This is a genomic window from Pyrobaculum sp. (assembly GCF_049971835.1).
GTDB lineage: Archaea > Thermoproteota > Thermoprotei > Thermoproteales > Thermoproteaceae > Pyrobaculum.
In genome coordinates, this window is record NZ_JBMFKV010000139.1 from 1 (window position 1) to 4,961 (window position 4,961).

The window sequence follows — 4,961 nt, forward strand, 5'->3', positions numbered from 1 at the left end:
TAGTTGAAACGCAATCACAGGCGCCCTCAATACCCCTTGAAGCCCAGACAGCGCCAGAAATCAAAAGATAGTTGAAAGTAGCCCTCCGCCACCGCCGCGACCCCCGCGTTGAAAAACACCGCCAGAAATCAAAAGATAGTTGAAAGTGGTATCGCGGTGGCGCGCGTGGGGCAGTGGCTCTGGGTCAACTCCGCCAGAAATCAAAAGATAGTTGAAACGTGAGTCAAGCGGTAATTACGGTGTCTAATAACCAGGCTCGTGGCCAGAAATCAAAAGATAGTTGAAACGCAATCACAGGCGCCCTCAATACCCCTTGAAGCCCAGACAGCGCCAGAAATCAAAAGATAGTTGAAACCTCACGACAATATTGCTGTCGTTGACCGGCACATGCGCCTTTCCAGAAATCAAAAGATAGTTGAAACAACCGCTTAAACACCCTTCCCTTAAGAAATCGTTCAAACGTGTCCCAGAAATCAAAAGATAGTTGAAATGCTGGAGTCGGCCAGGGAGGAGAGGGCGGAGGTAGCGGTCCGGAAATCAAAAGATAGTTGAAACTTTATCCCGGCAATCATTACACGCCATTGCGGACGATGGATATGGCGTCTATCGGCGGAGTTGGAGATACGCCTCTATCGCCTTGCCGGCTGGGGTCAATGAGCCCTTCTTAGCCAGGCCGTATTTTTCCGTCTGCCGTGTGAGCTTCTTGCCGTACCCTCCCTGGGACTCTCGGCCGAGGGGGCGGCCCTCTTCGCTCTCGACCTGGCGTCTCTAGGCGACGTGGCGAATTCAAGGGGTCCCGTGTTTACGGGGAAGACGGCTCCGCCTGGGTGTACGCGGCTTTTATCTCTACGCCTGCGAGCTCTTCGGCGGGTGGCGCCGCGGTGAAGAGGCAGAGGCTGAGGGCCCTAACTCCTCCGCTTATGTCGACCGCCGCTTGGCTCTTAGCGAAGAGCGGAGTTGCGGCCTCGGCGCAGGTCCAGACGTCGTTTGTGGGGCTTGGCGCCGCGCATCCCCCTAGCGGTGAGTTCTGTGCTTCTCACAGCTTCTTGTATCTTCAGGTGTTGTGGGCCGGCCGCCGCTAGGTTGGGTGGAGGCCGGCGACGACTACTACGTGAAGTCAAACTCCAGGGCAGATATTTGTCTCGTGTCCTTGCAGACTGACTGTCTATAAAGTCTTTAACATATAGTTTTTTATACTGTACGTATTTTTAATTTATGGGGGGTTTATTGGTGGGGGAGGAACTGGAGAGGGCCTACCCGGGCGTCTTGTCGGTTCTGCGTTTCTTGAGGCGTAGCGGCAGGCTTTCAGACATTGATAAATTCGCCTCTGCTCCCGACGCCGACTCCGCCCTTGAGATTCTGCAACAAATTCTGAGCGCCATCTACAGGTCCTACAGGCCGGGGGGGATATGCCACGAGGACGAGTTAAAGCCGGATGAGGTGGAGCTCTACAAGTTTCTCTGCGGGCCGAGGTGTGTTGAGGGGGGCCGCCTGAGAGTTAGATGTCCGAGGTTGCCTACTGCCGACGAGCTTGAACGTTTGCGCCGGGCGTTGAAGAGCGGCGAGCTGAGGCCTAGCGCTCTGGTTGCTGTGGCGCTCGCCAGATCTGGGAGGAGGTCATGACGGCGAAGAGGCGCGGCGAGGCCGTGGGCGCGGGGGGCGCCGAGCGCCAGGGGGGTAGTTGCCCCGAGCCTTCGTTCATCTCCATATCTGCGAGGGTGTTGGTGAACGTAGAGGCGATGAACATGGTGGAGTCTCTGGGCAATGTGGTGAGGCACAGGAAGGCGTCGGTGATTTACAAGACTGGGCCTGGCCGATACGAGCTGAGGACGGTGCCTGTGATCTCGGGGGAGGCCCTCCGCCATGCGATACAGGCGAGGCTGGCGGATTTGGCTTCTCGAATGGGGCTTCCAGTATGCGACGACTGCAGGAGACACGAGTTTGTTAAACACGGCGTCGTGTCGTTGTTGGGGGATCTGAGATCTCAGCTGGAGGAGGCCGCGAAGAGGAGGCTTGCCGACGCCGAGGCTCGGATCGTGGAGCTCTGCGTGGTTGAGGACGTCGGGGGCTTCCTATCGCCTCTCGAAACCCCCGTGAAGAGGACTTCGGTCTTGGAGGTGGGCTACATGGTGCCTGTAATACACGGGGGGAGGCCGCTTTACGGCTTCGACGTGCAGTTCCATGTCAGACACGCCCCGAACGCACAGCGGGCGCTTCGAAGTAGGGGTGAGGAGCAGGCGCAAGCTATTTACAATATTGAGTCGAGCTCTGCTTTATACGCGCTGGGGGTAAACGTGGAGCTCTGGCGCATCGGCGCTGTCCCAGCGGACGGCGGGTGCATCGTGATGAATGACCGCGAGAAGAGGCTAAGAGCGGCTTTGATCAGCATTATAGACGTCCTCGTCGGGAATTCCCGCGTTGGGGGCCATTGGAGCTCGTTTAAACCGCTTTGGTCGCTGGACAGCGCAGTGGCCGTCTTCTCGAAGCCGATGCCGATCGCGGCGGCGCCTGCGGTGGATGAGGAATATCAAAAACGCACAGTAGACCTCGCCTCCAGCAAGGCCGAGGTATACCGCGAGGTCCTCGGCGAGGTCTCGTATAGTGTGTTGATCTACCCGGCGGAGCGCGACGGGGGAGGTGCGGAGGAGGGCCAGGGAGATGCCGTAGAGCGCGTGGGGGATTTAGGCGAATTCATTAAGAAGTTCGTCGAGCTGGGCGTAGAGTATGCGGGGTATTCTCAGCGTTGAGTTTAGGTTCCACTGGGGGTTCTGGGCGAGGGTGCCGATCTTCAGCGCCAGGCAGCCCACCATGAGCCTCCCGCCTCCCACCACGCTGGTGGGGGCGCTGGCGAGGGGGGTTGCGCAGTTGGCGAGGGCCAGGGGGGTCCCGGTGCCCGAGGTTATACTTAGAGGCGGCGTGTACGAGGTGCCGCTGGCGCCCGATATCGCCAAGTGCATCGCCGCCGTTTATTACAGAGTGCTGGAGGGCGTCGTCACCACGGCGGTAGACAAGACTAGGTATTTCCAGGCGCCGTATATAAGGGGGGAGAACCTCGAAGACCGTTCGCAGTGGTTTGGGGTGAGGGACTTGGGGAAGGCCTACGCGCCCGGCGTGACTGCCGAGGCGGCTTTCCTAATAGACGCCGACTGTCCCCTAAAGCCCAAGGAGCTGGCCGTAGCGGCCCACTCCATCACGAGGATCGGGCCGGCGGAGGGGATTGTGGCGGTCGAGAGGGTGTCCTTCACGCCTTTAGAAGAGTGTAAAGACGGGCTAAATGAACGCGAGCCGTGTCCGTATTTCCCCCTAAGAAAGGACGTGGAGCTGCCAGACCCCTGGGCCGAGACGGAGTTTTTAGACTGGCGCGACATGAGGACGTGGACGAGTAGACGCGCTGAGGCTGAGAAGGTGCGCTACGCCGTGCCTGTCGGCGCCTGGGCCGCGTCGCAACCGGAATTCCCCCACTGCGCTACGTTGAGGGGGAGGGTTAATTTTAAGATATGCAGAGGTAGGACGTATCCGTATGATTATTAAGGTCACCAACGCAAAGCTCGACGGAGAGGTGTTGATTGAACGCACCGTTCTGCGCGCTGAGGACGGCGTAATCGACGGCTTCTCGCCGCGTCTAGGCCTAACGATCATCATAGGCGTGACGGGAAGCGGCAAGACGCTATTCGCCGAGGCGCTGTGGCTCGGCACCGCCAACATCCTAGCCGAGCTCTTGGGGGGCGGCTACAGAGATCTGCGCGATATACTGTTTTTCGGAACGGGGTTGAGGCCTCTGAGCTTTACATACGAGCTCAGGTTGGCTCCTCATGAGTTCGGCGATGACTTGAAAATTAATGCTGTCATCGAAGAGGGGCGTCTTGCGAGATTGCGCGTCGAGATAAATGGGAGGGAAGTGGGCGGGGAGGCGGTGAGGGGAAGTGCAGAACTCAGAGAGAGGCTGGCTTACGCCGCGGCGCATGTAGCGGCTCTGCCCGAGAGAATGAAATACGACTTGTTTTTGGGAGGCGGCATACTGACAGAGGCGCTTAGCCGGCGCTATGAGCCGTGTGAGCCGCTTGCGGCGGTTCTCCCGCCGGCTTCCTACATGGTGGCGGAGAGAATCGTATCTCCCTGTTATACAGAGGAGCTGTCGGTGCCCGAGGAGTTGCGGCTGGAGATCGCCGAGATATTTGGATCTAAGGTGATTTACAATGTGCATAGCCTAGGCGAGATCTCCGCGGCTTTGATAAAGACGTGGCCCGAGGCGCTGTCCCGCATGAGGGAGGCGGCGGCGAGGAGAGGGGTCTCGGCGATACCAATGGTGTATATTGACGATGCCTTCGACGGCCTTGACGGAAGGCGGCTTAGCAATGCGCTTAAAGAGGCCGATCGTAGCGACGTGGCAGTATACGCGTCGACTCACCGCCTGGAGAGCTTAAGCGTGGCGAGGAGGGCCTACGCCATAACTTACGACACTAGGCTGTCCGAGCTGGTAGATAAACCCAACAAGTTCCGCATAGGGTTCGTGGATCTGGACAAGGTAGAGGATCGCTACTACCAAGAGCTCTGTGAAAAACTCGCCTGGCCGGAGGCCGAAATGTGCCGCCAAGCCGTATGAGCGTTGAGTGCAGAGCTTCGGTTGGGGTACAAGCCCCCTTTATTAAGAAAGAGGTCGAGATGTCTGGCGACTGCGAAGAAGTAAGGAAACGGATCGATACGCTTATTTCAATAGAGGGCGAGCTCATGAAAAGGGAGGTTATGTCGCCTGTTGAATATGTGAAAAAGAAATTTGAACCTGCGAAAGGATTCGCGAAATCCTTCCTCAGTAGGGTTAAAAGCGCTATGATGTTCCGGAGGCGGAGATGAGCGTAGCCCGTCTACCGCCTCTGAGCGCGTTGGCCGTCGAACTCGTCGCGTCGTTGTTCAGATACACGACGGGAGACGTTGTTGAGGGTTTCGAAGACGCCCCTGTATTT

The 4,961-nt window shown here is 58.1% G+C and carries 6 protein-coding genes and 1 CRISPR repeat array; all 6 genes read left to right on the top strand.

Annotated elements, in window-relative coordinates:
* The first annotated feature begins 53 nt into the window (after window positions 1-53).
* A CRISPR array of direct repeats spans window positions 54-554; the repeat unit is 24 nt; unit sequence CCAGAAATCAAAAGATAGTTGAAA.
* A 327-nt stretch (window positions 555-881) separates the two neighbouring features.
* Complete coding sequence (locus ACP5J3_RS10700) at window positions 882-1,082, top strand: hypothetical protein (RefSeq protein ID WP_428495682.1); 201 nt, start codon at window positions 882-884, stop codon at window positions 1,080-1,082.
* A 133-nt stretch (window positions 1,083-1,215) separates the two neighbouring features.
* Complete coding sequence (locus ACP5J3_RS10705) at window positions 1,216-1,623, top strand: hypothetical protein (protein WP_428495683.1); 408 nt, start codon at window positions 1,216-1,218, stop codon at window positions 1,621-1,623.
* Window positions 1,620-2,747: a DevR family CRISPR-associated autoregulator gene (locus tag ACP5J3_RS10710; RefSeq protein ID WP_428495684.1), complete on the top strand. Its 1,128-nt coding sequence runs from the start codon at window positions 1,620-1,622 to the stop codon at window positions 2,745-2,747. Before ACP5J3_RS10705 ends, ACP5J3_RS10710 begins: the two co-directional genes overlap by 4 nt.
* Window positions 2,725-3,531, top strand: a complete 807-nt coding sequence (cas5a, locus tag ACP5J3_RS10715) for a type I-A CRISPR-associated protein Cas5a (protein ID WP_428495685.1) — start codon at window positions 2,725-2,727, stop codon at window positions 3,529-3,531. Before ACP5J3_RS10710 ends, cas5a begins: the two co-directional genes overlap by 23 nt.
* Entirely contained in the window at window positions 3,521-4,603 is a 1,083-nt protein-coding gene (locus tag ACP5J3_RS10720; protein ID WP_428495686.1) for an ATP-binding protein, read from the top strand. Before cas5a ends, ACP5J3_RS10720 begins: the two co-directional genes overlap by 11 nt.
* Window positions 4,600-4,851 carry a hypothetical protein gene (locus ACP5J3_RS10725; RefSeq protein WP_428495687.1) on the top strand — a complete coding sequence of 84 codons (252 nt, stop codon included), beginning with the start codon at window positions 4,600-4,602 and terminating at the stop codon, window positions 4,849-4,851. The genes ACP5J3_RS10720 and ACP5J3_RS10725 overlap by 4 nt, the downstream gene beginning before the upstream one ends.
* The last annotated feature ends 110 nt before the right edge of the window (window positions 4,852-4,961 follow it).

Bases quoted from the DNA above. Each gene is read 5' to 3' on its own strand.
- cas5a (WP_428495685.1), top strand. From the start codon at position 2,725: ATGCGGGGTATTCTCAGCGTTGAGTTTAGGTTCCACTGGGGGTTCTGG.
- ACP5J3_RS10710 (WP_428495684.1), top strand. From the start codon at position 1,620: ATGACGGCGAAGAGGCGCGGCGAGGCCGTGGGCGCGGGGGGCGCCGAG.
- ACP5J3_RS10720 (WP_428495686.1), top strand. From the start codon at position 3,521: ATGATTATTAAGGTCACCAACGCAAAGCTCGACGGAGAGGTGTTGATT.
- ACP5J3_RS10725 (WP_428495687.1), top strand. From the start codon at position 4,600: ATGAGCGTTGAGTGCAGAGCTTCGGTTGGGGTACAAGCCCCCTTTATT.
- ACP5J3_RS10705 (WP_428495683.1), top strand. From the start codon at position 1,216: ATGGGGGGTTTATTGGTGGGGGAGGAACTGGAGAGGGCCTACCCGGGC.